Source organism: Geodermatophilus sp. SYSU D00703 (assembly GCF_054050155.1).
Map to the genome: position 1 here is coordinate 143,716 of NZ_JBJGYU010000003.1, position 15,149 is coordinate 158,864.

Here is a 15,149-nt window from a genome sequence, read left to right on the forward strand (position 1 = left end):
GGCCGGTCGGCGGGGCGTGGACCACGATGCGAGGACGTCGGAACCACAGGGGTGCGCGATGCGTGGGACGTCCTGCCCAGAGTGCAGCGAGCCCGTCGACCGGGACACCGAGTTCTGCCCCCGATGCGGGGTCTACCTCGACTGGGACGAGCGCGGCGAGGTCGAGCGGCAGCAGCCGATCGCCGTCCCCCGGCCCGCTGACCCGGTCGACTCGCCGCCGGTGGACGCCGTACACACCGTCCCGGGCCCTGCCGGGGCGGGAGCTGCAGCCGGCGCGTCGTCCACGGCCGTCAGTGCCCTGCCCCCGGCCGGCAGCGACGACCTGGACGGGGCCGTCACGACGCCGCTGGAGACGGTCCGGGAAGAGCAGGACGTCGGCCCGGCGGCCGCACCCTCCTGCCCCCGGTGTGGCACGGCGCGGACGCCCGGACGACGGTTCTGCACCAAGTGCGCACTGGAGTTCGACCCACCGACCGGGCCCACGGTCTGGGCCGCCCGTCCCCGGCGGCCGGAGCCGTGGTGGCGGCGGCTGCTCGGCCAGGGGCGCAGCCCTCGTGAACGGGCCGCGCTGCGCGCCTACCGCCGCAGCCTGCCGCTGCGGTTCCGGGTCATCCGCGTCCTCGCCGTGCTGTTGGCGGCGGCGCTGGTCACCGGTGGCGTCCTGGCGGTGCGAGGTGATCCGCTCGGCTGGCTCCAGGCCCGCTGGGACGACGTCCAGGGCAACCTCGAGGACGTGCCGGTCGCGGAGGCCCGACTCGACCCGGCGGTGGAGGCGATCCCCGAGTTCGGCCCGGCGTCCGCCGTCGACGGGGACGAGCGCTCCGCGTGGGCGACCCGGTGGACGGGGGACAACGAGGCGACGGAGTGCGGAACGCCGCAGACGGCCGCCGGGCTGCTGGTCACCTTCGACCGGGTCGCCGACGTCCGGGAGCTGCACGTCCTCCCCGGCCTGCCGGAGGGGGACCCGGTCCGTGGGTCGCAGCACCGGCCGAGCATCCTCGAGGTCCGCTCGGCCGAGGGGCACTGCCGGACGTTCCCCCTCGCCGACCGCGGTGAGGTGCAGGTGCTCGAGCTCGACCCGCCGATGAACACGAGCAGCGTGCGGATCGACGTGGTGGCGGTCCACCCTGCCGAGGGGGACTCCGACCTCGTGGCGATCAGCGAGGTCGGCTTCCGGCAGCGCCCGGTGCACTGAGCCGGTCAGGTCGACGTCACCGGGAACGGCGCCGTCGCCGTTCACTCTCGCGGCCCTGGCCGGAGGGGCCGGCAGAACCCCTCAGGCAACCCCAGCTCGGTGCAGCCCTCCAGGGCGGCCTCCTCGCTGTCGAACGGGCCGATGTAGAGCACGTCGGAGGGGGTGACGAACCCGAGCGCCTGGTACTCCGTGCTGTCCAGCACGCCGACGTGCAGCGTGTCGTCGCCCAGCTCCGTCAGGGCCACCTCCAGCTCCTCGCGGTCGTCCTCCAGGAGAGGCTCGCTCCCCGGGTCGGCCTGCGGGTAGGGCCGACCCAACACCCACTCGTCCTCGCCGATGGCCGGGGCGCTCGGCGACGGTGTGGTGGAGTCGCCCCCGGGCCCCGTGCCGGTGGAGGTCTCGGTTCCCGTGCCGCTGGAGGTCGTCCCGCTCCCGGTGGGCTCCGTCGTCGTGGTCCCCGACGTCTGCGGCGGTGCCGTGGTCGACGGCTCCGAGGCCGGGGGCGGGGGCGTACGGGTGCAGAACGTCTCGGTGCGCGGGCTCTGCTGATCCCCCCTGACGGCCGCCAGCTCGAAGCAGACCTCCGTGTCGGAGGGCAGGTCCGCCACCGTGGACTCGCTCACGCTGCCGCTCTCCGAGAGCTCCTCCTCGGTCATCGGCGGGTCCTGGTCGCTCGTGTCCGGGTCGATCCGGAAGACCAGCACGCTGTCCGGCGGACGCGTGAACGGCCGCCACCGCACCGTCACGGTGTTGGCGTCGACGGGCTCCGCGGACGGGCCCTCCGGCTTCGGGACGGCCGCGCTCCGCACCGGTTCCTGCGCCGGTGCGGGGTCGGCGGTGACCGCGATCCCCCCGGCAGCCGCGACGACCAGCAGGCCCAGCGCACCCAGCGCGACGGTGCCCCTCGACAGCACCGGCCGCTGGTCGAGCGCGCCGTCGAGCACGGGGCGCTGCGGGTCCGAGACGACCGGCGCCGCCGCAGGCTGTTCCGCAGGCGGGTCCGGCTCGGCGACGACCCGGAACGGCAGCCGGACCGGCGTGCCGCGCAGGAACGGGCGGCGGGACCGTACCCGGACGGCGGCCACGGCGGCGCTCCCCACCGGGAGCTCCAGGCGATCGGGAGAGACGAGGAACCCGAGGGCGTCGTCGGGGTCGGAGGCGACCAGCCGGAGGGTCGCGGGCGTGTTCCCCCAGTTGCCGATCTTCACGGTGTGTCGGCCGGACCATCGCCCGGTGGAGGTCACCGGGGTGATGGACGCGGTCAGGCCGTGGACGCGACCGACCTCCAGGTCGCCCTCGGCCGCGGCCGAGGACGACGGGTCGACGACCGACTGGGCCCGGACCGCGAACGCCACCTCACCGGCAACCCCGGCCGACGCGGCAGGGGCGGTGAAGACGACCGTGGCGGTGCTCTCCCGGCCGGGATACACCCGGAGGACGTCGGGGTCGCCCTGCTCCGGGGGCTGCCCGGTGACGACCTCGGACCAGTCGGCCGCGGCACCGTGGACGGTCAGCCGGAAACCCTCGACGATCTGCCCGGTGTTGGTCACGATGACCGTCACCTGCGCCTGACCGTCCGGCTCGACGACGACGCGGGGCGGATCGATCCGGATCTCGGGGTCCGCCACCATGCACCACCCCCGCCGCGACGATAGGACCGCGTCCGGTCCCGTCGGCAGGGCGACGCTGCCCCTCGGCACCGCCGGGAAGCAACTGTGCCCCAACGGGCAGCGAGCCGTGCCTGCACGGTGGCCCGGGTCGGGATGGCCCGTCCGGTGGAGGGTGGACGAGCCTCCGAACCGTGAGTCTGCGGGTGCCCGGGAGCTGCCTCGTCGCCTCCGGTGCGCGTCCGCGACGTCGCCGGGCTCGACGCGCCGGGCGGGGACCGCAGCCGGGTCGCTTCCTGACGATCGCGGGCGTCGTCCTCCTGCTGCTCGCGCCCGCCCTGGCGCTGCTGTCGACACCCTCCGCGGCGGCGTCCGGCATCGTGCTCCAGGCTCCGGGCGAGACCACCACTCCGCCGACGGTGACCACCGCTCCGCCGACGGTGACCACCGCTCCGCCGACGGTGACCACCGCTCCGCCGACGGTGACCACCGCTCCGTCGACGGTGACCACCGCTCCGTCGACGGTGACCACCGCTCCGTCGACGGTGACCACCGCTCCGTCGACGGTGACCACCGCTCCGTCGACGGTGACCACCGCTCCGTCGACGGTGACCACCGCTCCGCCGACGGTGACCACCGCTCCGCCGACGGTGACCACCGCTCCGCCGACGGTGACCACCGCTCCGCCGACGGTGACCACCGCTCCGCCGACGGTGACCACCACTCCGCAGAATCCGGTGGCGGCGGCGGTAACGCTCACCCAGCAGACGACGACGTCCCGGATCGGGCAACCGGTGCTCATCACGGCCACGGTGCCGCCGGGCGCTGCCCAGAGCGTCGTCGTCTTCTCCATGGCGGGTGCCGGGCCGGCGCTGACGAGGCGGGACGACACCGCCGCCGACGGCTTCACGGCCTCGTTCGTCCGCGAGCAGGAGGGGACGGACACCATCAGAGCGACGGTGACCACGCCGGAAGGGGGCCGGGCGACCGCGGCGGACATCGAGCACGTGTGGACGGCCGAGCCCTCGGCGGCCGTGGTGGTGTCACCTGCCGGTGCGAGCAGCTGCACCGGCAGCCGGTTCACCGCGAGCGTCAGCGTCACCGGCGACGACGGCGCACCGCGGGTCGGCGTGCCCGTCCGGCTGTCGCTCGGCCCGGGGTCGTCGGAGGGCGCCTTGACCGGGACGACGGGAACGGGCGGCCGCGCCGCGCTGGGCTTCACCCGGACCGCGCCCGGCGAGCAGACCCTCCTCGCCACCGCGGACCTCCCCACGGGGCCGGTGACGTCGGCACCGACGCCCCTCGTGTGGGTCGACTGCGGGATCGCCCTCGCGCTCGCTCCGGCCGGCACGACGAGCCCGGCCGGTGTCCTCTTCACCGCCACCGTCCACGTGACCGACGGCGTCGGGGAGCCGCTCGGCGGTGCCCAGGTGGCGTGGAACGTGACCACGGACGGTGGGCAACCGGAGATCCCGGTGGTCACCGCGAACGGGCAGGGCCTGGCCTCCTGGACCTGGACCCGCGACAATCCCGGCACCGACCGGATCGCCGTGACCGTGACGCACGGGGGCCGGACCGGCCAGGCCACGACCGACCACTTCTGGACCGGGGCGTCCGACGCGCAGCTGCGGCTGGCACCGGCCGGCACCGAGAGTCTGGCGGGCAGCCCGTTCACGGTCACGGCGCTGGTCACCGACGACGGACTCCCGGTGGCCGGCGTCGTCGTGCGGTTCCGCGCGTCCCTGGCGCCCGTCGGCGCCGACGACGTGGTCGTCCCCGGCGGCGCCGCGGACGAGGTGGGCGAGGCGGTCACCAGAGAGCTCGGCCTGGCCTCGTTCGAGATCCTCCGTGAGGTCGCCGGCACCGACACCGTCGTCGCGGAGGCCGAGGTCGACGGTGAACCGGTGAGCAACTCCGTCGTCCACCTGTGGACCCTCGTGCCCGGTCTGGAGTTCACGTTGGCGCCGGCCGGCACGTCCGGGCCTCCGGGCACGGACGCCACCGTGACGGCGACCGTGTACGACGACGACGAGCCGCCCGCCGAGGCGGAGGTGGCGTTCCGGGCCACGATGGACGGTGAGCAGGAGCTGACCGAGACGGTTCCGGTCGACGAGGACGGGCGGGCGACGTTCACCTGGACCCGCGACGTGGCCGGTCCCGAACAGGTCGAGGCGACGGTGACGCTGGACGACGGCCCGCAGGGCGCGGCCTCGGTCGCCCGCCTGTGGCTGGACGAGGATGGTCAGGCCCTCCCGCCCCCACCGCCGCCCCCGGACTTCGACGTCGATGGTGGGCAGGTACCCGGAGGCCCGGTCGTGGTGAACGGCACCGGCTGCCCCCCGGGCGCCGAGGTCACGGCCGACCTCGACGGCGAGCGGGTGGCGACCACCCGTGCGGACGCGAACGGCGACTACCGGCTGCGCATCGGGCTGCCAGCAGAGGTGGACCGGTACGAGCTGCGCACCGGGTGCCTCCCCGTCCAGGTGGTCCAGCACGTCGACGTCGTGGTGCCGACCGCCTCGAGCCGGACGGCCGGAGCAGCGGCGACCACCTCCATGGCGGTGTTCGGCTTCTTCGTACTGCTCGGTGGCCAGCTCCTCCGGCTCTCGGACCACTAGGACCGGTCACGGACGGCGGTGACGGGGCGCTGTCTCCGGCGCATGGGCTGTGACGACAGGCCCACCGAGGCGTGCTCATGGCGACCCTGAGCATCTGTCGAGCGGCTGTGGACCTCCTCCCTCCGGACAGTACGGCCAACCCCTTCGAAGACAGGTGGAGGGGCAGGGGGAGGGATGGGACATGTCCGAGCGCATTCCCACGTACGTCTATGCGAACGACCCGATCTCGCAGGCGGGCGTGGTCAGCCAGCTGCGGCCGCGGCCGGAGGTGTGGGTCGTGGACCAGGCGGATCTCGACAGGGCGAAGGTCGCGGTCATCGTGTGCGACGCCGTCGACAGCGAGTGCCTGCGCGTCCTGCGCGCGGTGCAGCGGGGCGGGGTGCCGCGCACCGTCGTCGTCGCCGGGCAACTGGACGACGCAGCGCTGGCGGCCGCGGCCGAGGCCGGGGTGTCCGGCCTGCTCCGTCGGTCGGACGCGACCCCGGAGGCGCTGGCCCGCGTGGTGGTCCGGGTGTCGGCCGGCCAGGGGGAGGTGCCGCCGGACCTGCTCGCACGCCTGCTGGACCAGGTCGGCCGCCTGCAGCGGCAGATCCTGACCCCGCGCGGCATCGCCTTCTCCGGCCTGTCCGAGCGGGAGGCCGACGTGCTCCGCCTCGTCGCGGACGGCCTGGGCACGTCGGAGATCGCCGTCCGGCTCTGCTACAGCGAGCGCACCGTCAAGAACATCCTGCACGACGTCACGAGCCGCCTGCAGCTGCGCAATCGGTCCCACGCGGTCGCCTACGCCCTCCGCGAGGGCCTGATCTGACGGCCGCAGCCGCTCGCAGGTGTTCCTGCCCGTACGGGCAGGAACACCTGCCCGCGCGTCGTGCCGGTGGCGATTCCGGCTCGAGGCGGGGGAGCGGCAGCCTGGGCCGGTGATCCACGACGTGGACTCTGCGCTCCGCGCCCTGATCCTGCGCGAGGGGCTCGACGGAGCCGACGCCGAGGTGGTCTTCGACGCCCCCACGAAGGACTGGGCCGGCCGGCGCACCGCCCCGACGGTCGACGTCTACCTCTACGACATCCGCGAGGACCTGCGCCGCCGCGAGCGCGGGATGATCAACGAGTACGACGACGCCCGGCGGGTGGTCGCCCGCCGTCTGCCGCCCCGCCACTTCAAGCTCTCCTACCTGATCACGGCCTGGACCCAGCGGCCGGTGGACGAGCACCGCCTGCTGTCGGGCCTGCTGGCCTGCTTCCTGCGGCACGACGCGCTCCCCGCCGACCTGCTGGACGGCCCGGTGGCCGAGCTGGGACTGCCCGTGCCGGTGAGCGTCGCGCTGCCGCCGCCGGAGGACCGCTCCTTCGCCGACGTCTGGTCGGCGCTGGGCGGGGAGCTGAAGCCGTCGCTCGACATCGTGGTCAGCGTGCCGATCGACAGCGGGCAGCGCCGCGAGGTCGGTCCGCCGGTGACCGCGCCACCGCGGGTGTCGATGGGTGGGACCGGGAGCTGGCCGCCCTCAGAGGTCCGGGAGGGGCGCCTCCGCGGGGCCACCCCGTCCCCGCCGGGGCCGACCCCGCAGTCGCCGGCCGGGGAGCCGTCGGCGGACCGGCCACGACCGGCGGTGCGGCGGCGCCGGGGACGCTCCGGTGAGTGACCCGGGGCTCGGCTACCTGCTCAGCCGCGCCCAGCTCGTGGAGGACCGCATCCGGGCGCTGGTGCACCACCGCCGGCGGAGCGACCCGGCACCGGACGACCCCTTCCGCGGGCTCTACCTGTCGGACGAGACCGTCGACGCGCTGCTGGCGCCGGCCGAGCCGGCGCCGCCGCCCGATCGCCACCGGCGCGACCGGCTGGAGTCGGCGGCCGACCGCGCCGAGGCGGCGGGGGAGCGGTTGCGGCTCCGCGAGCTGGCCCGCACGGCCGGGCTGACCGAGCTCGACGTCGAGCTGCTCGTCATCGCGCTGGTACCCGACCTCGACGCGCGCTTCGAGCGGCTCTACGGCTACCTCAACGACGACGTCACCCGGCGGCGGGCCACGACCGGCCTGTCGCTCGAGCTCGCCGGGGTCCCGTCCGCGGCCGCCTCGGCGCGGGCGGCTCTGCTGCCCGGCCGGCCCCTCGTCGACCACGGGCTGGTGCGGATCGAGGACACCGACCGGCCGTTCCTCACCCGCGCCCTGCGCGTGCCCGACCGGGTGACCTCGCACCTGCTCGGGGACGACACCGTGGACCCCGACCTGGCTCCGACACTCACCCGGACCTCGCCGTACCCGACGGCGGTCGCCGATCGGCTGGCAGATGCCCTCCGCGCAGGGGTGCGGCTGGTGCACCTCCGGGAGACCGGCAGCGGCTCGGGCCGGGCGGTGGCAGCGGCGGCGCTGTCCGCAGCCGGCCGGTCGGCGCTCGTGGTGGACCTCTGCCGAACCGCGACGCAGAGCGATCCGATCGCCGTCGTCGGCCTCGCCGGACGTGAGGCGCTGCTGACCTGTGCCGGGCTGGTGGCCGGTCCGGTCGAGGCGCTCGGGTCCGCGCCGTCGGCGGTGCTGCAGCGGTTGACGACGCTGCCGGTCCCGGTGCTCCTGGTGGGCACCGGCGTCTGGGACCCGACCTGGAGCGACGTCGTCCCGCTGCCGGCGGAGGTCCCGGCCCTGGCCCCGGACGACCGGGTGCGGCTGTGGCGGCGGGAGCTCGACGGCGCCGCCGCGGCCGATGTGGACCCGGGCGTGGGTACCGCGCACTTCCTCCTCGGGCCGGACCAGGTGCACCGGGCGGTGGCCGCGGCGCGGACCGCGGCGCTGCTTCACGGCGGTCCGGTGACCGGCGAGGACCTCCGCCGCGGCGCCCGGGCGCAGAACGCCGCCGGCCTGGACCGGCTGGCGCGACGCGTCGAACCGCAGGTCGCCTGGGCCGACCTGGTGCTGCCCGGGCCGGTGCTCGGCCAGCTGCACGAGCTGGCCTCCCGCGCCCGGCACCGGGACCTCGTCCTGACCCAGTGGCGGATGCGCCGGGGCGGGGGACGGGGACGCGGCATCACTGCCTTGTTCGCGGGCGACTCGGGCACGGGCAAGACCATGTCGGCCGAGGTGATCGCCGCCGAGCTGGGCCTGGACCTGTACACGGTCGACCTGGCCGGCGTGGTCGACAAGTACGTGGGGGAGACCGAGAAGAACCTCGAGCGGATCTTCCGCGAGGCGTCGAACGTCAACGGCGTCCTCCTGTTCGACGAGGCCGATGCCGTCTTCGGCAAGCGCAGCGAGGTCCGTGACGCGCACGACCGCTACGCCAACATCGAGAGCGCCTACCTGCTGCAGCGGATGGAGTCCTTCGACGGGCTGGCGATCCTGGCCACCAACCTGCGCGCCAACATCGACGAGGCGTTCACCCGCCGGCTCGACGCCGTCGTCGACTTCCCGACCCCGGACGAGGACCTCCGCCGGGCGCTGTGGGAGCGCTGCCTGGCCCCACCGCTGCCGCGAGCCGATGACCTGGACCTGGACTTCTGCGCCCGCTCGTTCGAGCTGTCGGGCGGCAACATCCGCTCCGTCGCCGTGACGGCGGCCTACCTGGCCGCGGCGACCGGGGGGCCGGTCGGCATGCGGGAGGTCATCGCCGCGGTCTGCCAGGAGTACCGCAAGCTCGGCCGGCTGGTGCTGGAGCGGGAGTTCGGCGAGTACCTGCCGCTGCTGCGCTGACCGATCACAACGACGGAGGTCGCCATGTTCTCGTCATTGCTGTGGTGGCTGCTCTCCTGGCTCTGGCGGCTGTCCGGACGCGGCCCGGCGGCCGAGATCGCCTACTTCGCGTACTCGGTCTCCGGCGCCGGCGGTGAGACGACCAGCCAGGAGGACGTATTCGCCGTCGACCCGCGGACCGGGCAGGTCCGTCGGCTGACCGACGACCGCACCAACCCCGAGTTCGTGAGCGACCGCAACCCGGCGTGGTCGCCCGATCGCCGCAGGCTGGCGATCCATCGAGGGTCCGCATCCGAGCCCGCGAGCCGGCTGTACCTCCTGTCCGCCGCCGACGGGGCGGTGGAGAAGGTCCTGGTGCCGGGGGTGGGGCCGATGTGGCTGGGCACCGGCACCTTGCTGTACCTCGACGATCAGCAGGATGTGTGGTCCGTGGACGTGCGGACGCTCGCCACGCGCCGGATCACTGATCTCGGTACCGAAGTCGGGATCGACGGGATGTCCTGGCACCCGGTCGCCGGCCTGGCGATCGGGTGCGCCGGGCCGGGTGACCGGCACTCGATCGCGACCATCCCGGTGGCCTCCGTCGCGGCGGCTCGCGCGCCCGGCGGGACGGCGGTCGGCCCGGGCGCGCTGACCTTCCGCACGGACCCGACCGTCAACGCGTCCTTTCCCGACTGGTCCCCGACAGCCGACCGCATCGCCCTCACCAGCTGGAAGCCTGGTGATCCCAGCCGGGTGGGGTACCTCACGCTGGCATCGGGCGCTCTCACGCTGCTGCCCGGCGACCAGACGCCCGGGACGACGCTCTCCGACCACGGCGCGGTGTTCAGCCCCGACGGCCGGACACTCGCCTGGGTGCGCGGGCACGAGGACACCTGGACCGAGATCTGGCTGACGGAGCTCGCCACCGGGAACACCCGCCGGCTCACCGACGACGCACAGGGACGGTTCAAGGCCGGCCTCGACTGGTGACCCGGCCGGCCAGGGACGTGGCGGTGTCCCGCCCCCACCGTGTTCTACGCCCGGAATCGCTCCTCGTCGAGTCGGACACTGCCGGACATCGGGCTCAACAGAGTCGTCGTGGAGCCGTGCCATGCGTCTGGCCAGAACGACGCCGGGCGGCAGCTCAGGGACCGGCGTCGGCCTTGCCTCTTCGAGCAGTGCGACATGCCCCGTTGCGCTCCCTCGAGGCTCCTGCAACCGGCCCTGCAGCAGACACACTGAGTGCACAGCAGACGCCATCGAGCAATGCGGCTGGACCAGCTCAGTCTTTGCGTCGCGAGGCGACGAGAGCGGCTATTGCGCCTCTCCGCAACTGGCTCTTCCGGCACCACCCTCGGGAATGGGGGGCGACAGTGGACCGCGCAGGATTCGCGCCGTTGGCGCTGTCGACCGTCCTGACGATTGCCCTGGCAGCTTGCGGATCGGGGGACGAGAACAGCGCGTCGGCTGGGAGGACATCCCCCACGGAGTCGACGTCGACCTCAGCAGCCGCTACCGAAACCGGCACTGGGCTCATCGACCCGACGCTGGAGCGACCCGAGAACCTCGACCCGGTCCAGCAGTTCGCGTTCGACGGCATGGCCTCCGGTCTGCGGGAAGCTGTCGACGAGCTCGAACGAGGCGAGGATCCGACCATCTCCTGTACCAGCGTATTGGCCTACGCCGAGGGAGGTGACACGACTGGACTGGAGGCCGCAGTACAGAAGGCCCAGGAGCAGTGCGGACGCGAGATCCCGATTGCCTGGGCGACGCGGCAACTCGACACGGTGGAGGCAACGGGTGACATCGGCGAGTCCATCGGCGAGTGCGCCTCGGCTCTCGTCTCGCTCGACCTCGTGGAGGAGCGGTACACCGACCCCCGGGTGACCGAGCTGCGCACCCGTGCTGACCAACTGTGCGCATAGCGGGATCAGAGGCAGGCCGTCCAGGATCTGCTGAAGACCCTCGTCCATGGAGAGTCTCCCGCGGTGGAGGCTGACCCGCTGCGATGGCCATGTCGTTCGATGACGCATCTCGGATGCCTGATGCGGCTACGAGCAAGAAGCGGCCGATGCTGATCGCTGTCGCGCCCGTGGTGCCCACCACTGCCCCGAGCACGCTGCTGACTCTACAGTCGTCCGCTGGCAACTCGGCCGTTTCACGCATGCTTCTCGAGCAGCTGACTGCTGGCTCATTGGTGCAGCGTGAGGAAGACTCGAAGATGTCTCCAGCGCACGCGGGTGGCGCAATGGGGGAACTGGACGCAGCCTTCGCGCTTGGACAGAAGGGGTTCGAGGTCGTCATCGGGCCCGGCGGTCCAGAAGGTCACAAGCTTACTAGTCACGGCTTCGACATCGTTGCCTATAATCCGCAGACCGGGCAGTCGTGGATTGTGGACAACAAGGCGAGCGGGGGTACCAGCACCGTCCGGGAGGCAACCGCGATCATCAATAACCTGAAAATCAACATCGACACGGCGATTACTCATGTCAAGACGCTGCCCGACTTTCCTCACAAGCAGGTTGTCCTCGGCAAGCTCACGGCCGCTCGTACCGCGCTCGGGGCGGGACGTGAACTGCCCGACGCAGTGTCGTTGGTCGTGACCAACGCGGGGGGTTACCACAGCGGCGTATCAAAGAAATTGGCGAAGCTGGGTGTGCAGTTCGAGGATATGACCGGTGCGGCAATCCGCGCCACGCGCAGGGCCGACATCAAGAAGGCGCGCCAGGGCGGTGTTTCGCCGGGAAGGCCCACGACCGTCGACCCAACTCCGACGGGCGGAACGCCAGGAAGTCCCGCCGTGCGGCCACCAAGTAGAGAAATCGATGTAGAGGTGCCCGCAGCGCCTCGAGGCGGCAAGGCCAAGGTCGACGTCGACCTTGCCGACCTCAAGCTGCACATCCCGGCCAATCGCGTCCGCATCTCCGCGGCCGGGGTGCGGGGCGCCATTCGCGCCGGCGCGCTCACGGCCGCGAAAGCCGGCCTGCTGGCGATCCTGGGGTACTTCGTGAACAAGTACGTCTACGAGCGCGACATGGAGCGGTCCCTGGAGCTGGTGCAGGCCGTGGGCAGCCAGCAGCTGTCCGAGCGCTTTCCCGAGGGTCTGGCTCTGGCGCTGAGGAAGCCCGAGGAGACGGTGTACGGCAACATCACCTACGCGGTCAGTTTGGCGACCAACATCGACGCGACCACGGGGGAGGCTGTGGCCGCGCTCCCAGCGGTGCCCCCGCACCGAGTGGCCGGGTTCTACGACACCGAGCCCTTCGAGGGCGAGTTGGCCTCCGGCCGCGTCACCTACTTCGGTGGTTGGATCGAGTGGAGCATCCACGGCTCGGCCGTGCCGCTGTCGGATTTCCTCGAGCAAGCGCCACCGGAGGTACAGCTGGCATTCGACCGAGCGCACGCTGATGCGCTCAGGGCATATCACCGCACACACCCGCGCGAGGCACCGCTGTCCCACGTGGCGAGCACCCCACGTGAGGATCCCGTACGCAAGTGAGCTGGGCTACCGTTCTCCATGCGTGACGCCGTGTCTCGTTCTGCACCCGGACCGCGTACCGCTGCACACGGATCGGCGGCCCAAGATGGGTCACCCGGGCGTGTGTCGTTCGAGAGGCGCGGCCATCGGTCCATGGTTCGGTCTCCGCGTCGCCAGGCGGGTCACCGCGTACGGTGCCGGTGCGAGATCACTGCCTGTCCTCTCGCAGCCGCTGTCCCAGAAGGCGGCGCAGCACGGTACCGGCAAAGCGTGTCGGGGGCGGTCGCCGGGCACCACGAGTTGCCCCGAAGGGAACCGCCCGCTGCCCCCTCGCCCGTGTCCCCGGGGCTCCCGTGGCGGTGGGTGGCGGAGAACCCTGGAGTCGACCGGCACCGCTGCGGGAGGCCCGGATGCGCAGTCACGACCACGAGACCGACGCCGAGGTCGCGCTGCGACCCAAGGCGGCCCGGCTCGACGAGGAACCACCGGTGCACGTGCTCCGCGCGGCGGCGGCCGGGCGGGGAGACCTGCTCGACGGCGCCGGTGTCCTGGGGCTGCAGCGGGTGGTGGGTAACCGGGCGACCGGCGCACTGCTCGAGGACGAGCGCTCGCCGGTGCACGACGTCGTCGGCTCCAGCGGCGCTCCGTTGGCGCCGGACGTGCGAGAGGACATGGAGGGCCGGCTCGGCCACGACTTCGGCGACGTCCGGGTGCACACAGACGACCGCGCGCACGAGTCGGCCGAGGCGGTGGGCGCGCACGCGTACACGGTGGGCTCGGATGTCGTCTTCCAGCGGGACCGGTTCGATCCGTCCTCGATCGAGGGGCTGACCACGCTGGCCCACGAGTTGACGCACGTGGTGCAGCAGCGGCAGGGCGCAGTAGACGGCATCTCCGCGCCTGGTGGCATCCGGGTGAGCGAACCCTGCGACCGGTTCGAGCGTGCAGCCGCGGAGACCGCCGAACGGGTGATGTCCGCCCCGACGCCCATCGTCACCGCTCCTGCAGGCCCGGCGGTGCAGCGTGAAGAAGCGCCGGAGGAGGAGCAGCCCGAGGAGGAACCGGCGGTCCAGGGCGTGTTCGTGCAGCGCCAGGAGGCGCCGGAGGAGGACGAGGAGTCCGCTGAGAGCCCGTGAGGTCGGGCCGACGACTACTCGATACGTCGAGCACACCGGCGGCAGGGCCGATGCGCGCCGGGCCGAGATCGGGGAACGGCCGTCCGATGAGAGGAGGTCCGCATGCGCGCTCCCGAGCCCGACGGCGAGCCGGCCGATGGATGTTGAGCGGGCAGCGGGCCGTGGTGGGTCGCGACGTGTCTCGCACGGCAACCGGACCGAGGCGGCTCGGCGGGAATCCCCAGCGTCGGCTGCGGCACGTCTGCAAGCGGCCGCCGGCAACGACGCGGTCGGTCGCCTCGTCGGCACGTCGGCAGGGAGTGAGCGGACGGCGAGCCTGCTGCGGTCCGAGACGGTGGCGCTGCAGCGGTTGGTGAGCGGGTCTCCGAACGAGCGCCGGCCTCACCGCGGCCTGGCCGACGCGCTCGCCGACGTCCTGCCGCCGGTGGCTGCCGCTGCGGCCGGTGGCCTGGGTCCGCTGGTCCGACTGCTCGAGACGGCGCTCGCGCCTGCCGCCGTCCAGCTGCTGGTCACCGCCGGTCTCCGCGACGAGAACACCCTCACCAATGTGGTCTTCTGGGCTCGCCATCCGGGGATGGCCGGCGACGCGATCGACCCCGGCCGGCAGGATCTGGTGCGGGAGTGGCTGCTGGCCCGCGACACCGTCGTGCGGCCGGCGCTCCGCTCCGCCCGGTCGCGCCCTGCGCAGTCCCCGAGCCCGTCCGGGGCAGCGTCGGACCGTGTACCGGAGGGCGCGATGACCGGTCAGCGCCTGGGGCAGTTCGGGACCGAAGCGGAGAGCGACTTCCGCCGCCGGGTGTACGACGCTCAGTTGGCGCGCAGCCTGCAGCGGGGCAGGGAGTTCTTCCCGGGATTACCGGTGGCCGACCTGGCCGAGGTGGAGGGTGGTCACCGGCTGCACGTGAGCGCCGCCGCCGACTGCCGCGCGCTGTTGGCCCGTGCGCGGTCAGACCTGGAAGCGGCGCAGTCGGCGGGGGAGCGGGGGGCGGTGGCGGTCCGGACGATCAGCATCCGCTCGGCGTACCGGGATCCCGAACGGGACTTCTCCGCCTGGCAGAACGCCTTCGACACCCACTACCGGCGGACGGGCGACGAGCGGGCCGCTTTGGCCGAAGGGCCGCTCGGCCCTGCGGCCGTGCGGCTGATGGTGCAGAGGATGGCGCTCGTCAAGGCGGTGCCGGGGTTCAGCAACCACACCCGGGGGCTGGCGGTCGATCTCGGCACCCGGGAGGGTGGTGTGGACTACGGCCCCAGCTCGGCCCAGTCGGCCGCCTGGCGGCGCACCTGGTTGTACGCCTGGCTGGTAGCCAACGCCGGGGCCTTCCACTTCCGCCCCTACGCCGCAGAGCCGTGGCACTGGGACCACGAGTGACCGGCCCTCGACCGCGGGCAGCCCAGGTGCGGGTCGCTCAGCCGCCACCGGCTGCCTCAAGGGGCACGTGCGGATGCCCGACC

General features: G+C 73.2%; 11 protein-coding genes. 10 read left to right on the top strand and 1 reads right to left on the bottom strand.

The annotated features are described in order from the left end of the window. Positions 1-58: 58 nt before the first annotated feature. Complete coding sequence (locus ACI782_RS05800) at positions 59-1,195, top strand: hypothetical protein (RefSeq protein ID WP_456907026.1); 1,137 nt, start codon at positions 59-61, stop codon at positions 1,193-1,195. Between the two features lie 41 nt (positions 1,196-1,236). On the opposite strand, the gene ACI782_RS05805 is transcribed toward ACI782_RS05800, so the two are convergent. Continuing rightward, positions 1,237-2,826 (bottom strand): COG1470 family protein, encoded by a 1,590-nt coding sequence (locus ACI782_RS05805; protein WP_456907028.1) that lies wholly within the window; start codon positions 2,824-2,826, stop codon positions 1,237-1,239. Positions 2,827-2,996: 170 nt separating this feature from the next. Between ACI782_RS05805 and ACI782_RS05810 the strand changes: the two genes are divergently transcribed. From ACI782_RS05810 to ACI782_RS05850, 9 genes are all read left to right on the top strand, one after another. After that, positions 2,997-5,420 (top strand): hypothetical protein, encoded by a 2,424-nt coding sequence (locus ACI782_RS05810; protein ID WP_456907030.1) that lies wholly within the window; start codon positions 2,997-2,999, stop codon positions 5,418-5,420. Between the two features lie 181 nt (positions 5,421-5,601). After that, on the top strand, positions 5,602-6,228 hold the full coding sequence (locus tag ACI782_RS05815) for a response regulator transcription factor (RefSeq protein ID WP_456907032.1): 627 nt from the start codon (positions 5,602-5,604) through the stop codon (positions 6,226-6,228). A gap of 109 nt (positions 6,229-6,337) precedes the next feature. Beyond that, positions 6,338-7,060 (top strand): DUF4255 domain-containing protein, encoded by a 723-nt coding sequence (locus tag ACI782_RS05820; protein WP_456907034.1) that lies wholly within the window; start codon positions 6,338-6,340, stop codon positions 7,058-7,060. Beyond that, positions 7,053-9,098, top strand: a complete 2,046-nt coding sequence (locus tag ACI782_RS05825; RefSeq protein ID WP_456907036.1) for an ATP-binding protein — start codon at positions 7,053-7,055, stop codon at positions 9,096-9,098. Before ACI782_RS05820 ends, ACI782_RS05825 begins: the two co-directional genes overlap by 8 nt. Positions 9,099-9,122: 24 nt before the next feature. Continuing rightward, positions 9,123-10,070 (top strand): hypothetical protein, encoded by a 948-nt coding sequence (locus tag ACI782_RS05830; protein ID WP_456907038.1) that lies wholly within the window; start codon positions 9,123-9,125, stop codon positions 10,068-10,070. 407 nt (positions 10,071-10,477) lie between these two features. Beyond that, a complete protein-coding gene (locus tag ACI782_RS05835) occupies positions 10,478-11,005 on the top strand; it encodes a hypothetical protein (protein WP_456907040.1) in 528 nt (175 codons plus the stop codon). 83 nt (positions 11,006-11,088) lie between these two features. Further along, complete coding sequence (locus ACI782_RS05840; RefSeq protein ID WP_456907042.1) at positions 11,089-12,579, top strand: hypothetical protein; 1,491 nt, start codon at positions 11,089-11,091, stop codon at positions 12,577-12,579. Between the two features lie 389 nt (positions 12,580-12,968). Further along, entirely contained in the window at positions 12,969-13,694 is a 726-nt protein-coding gene (locus ACI782_RS05845) for an eCIS core domain-containing protein (RefSeq protein ID WP_456907043.1), read from the top strand. Between the two features lie 352 nt (positions 13,695-14,046). After that, positions 14,047-15,066, top strand: a complete 1,020-nt coding sequence (locus tag ACI782_RS05850; protein ID WP_456907045.1) for a D-alanyl-D-alanine carboxypeptidase family protein — start codon at positions 14,047-14,049, stop codon at positions 15,064-15,066. Positions 15,067-15,149: the final 83 nt, after the last annotated feature.

Bases quoted from the DNA above. Each gene is read 5' to 3' on its own strand.
- ACI782_RS05800 (WP_456907026.1), top strand. From the start codon at position 59: ATGCGTGGGACGTCCTGCCCAGAGTGCAGCGAGCCCGTCGACCGGGAC.
- ACI782_RS05845 (WP_456907043.1), top strand. From the start codon at position 12,969: ATGCGCAGTCACGACCACGAGACCGACGCCGAGGTCGCGCTGCGACCC.
- ACI782_RS05805 (WP_456907028.1), bottom strand. From the start codon at position 2,826: ATGGTGGCGGACCCCGAGATCCGGATCGATCCGCCCCGCGTCGTCGTC.
- ACI782_RS05830 (WP_456907038.1), top strand. From the start codon at position 9,123: ATGTTCTCGTCATTGCTGTGGTGGCTGCTCTCCTGGCTCTGGCGGCTG.
- ACI782_RS05840 (WP_456907042.1), top strand. From the start codon at position 11,089: ATGGCCATGTCGTTCGATGACGCATCTCGGATGCCTGATGCGGCTACG.
- ACI782_RS05815 (WP_456907032.1), top strand. From the start codon at position 5,602: ATGTCCGAGCGCATTCCCACGTACGTCTATGCGAACGACCCGATCTCG.